This is a genomic window from Microbacterium sp. K35 (assembly GCF_004794375.1).
Classification (GTDB): Bacteria; Actinomycetota; Actinomycetes; order Actinomycetales; family Microbacteriaceae; genus Microbacterium; species Microbacterium sufflavum.
Genome location: NZ_SSDM01000246.1, coordinates 1 through 288 on the forward strand (window position 1 = coordinate 1; position 288 = coordinate 288).

The window sequence follows — 288 nt, forward strand, 5'->3', positions numbered from 1 at the left end:
GAGCAGCGGGACCGCGTGCTCCCGGGCGGCGCGGCGGGCGGTCGCGACGGCGCCTGCCGACACGACCTCTGCGCCGAGCGACGACGCGAGGATCTCGGGCGCCGGCAGGTGCAGTTCCGCGGGGAGGATGCGGCGGGCGGCGGCGAGCACCGGCTCCACGCTCTCGGCCACCGCGCCGCACACGATCACGCGGGCGGGGTCGTACATGCTGCCGAGCACGCCGACCACACGGGCGACCGTGGCGCCCACCCGCTCGGCGACCCGCAGCGCGTCGGGGTCGCCGGAGGC

Annotated in this window: 1 pseudogene; it reads right to left on the bottom strand. The window is 79.2% G+C overall.

What is annotated here, in order from left to right:
* Positions 1 to 288, bottom strand: a pseudogene (locus DW299_RS09430) (ROK family protein); the annotation flags it as partial.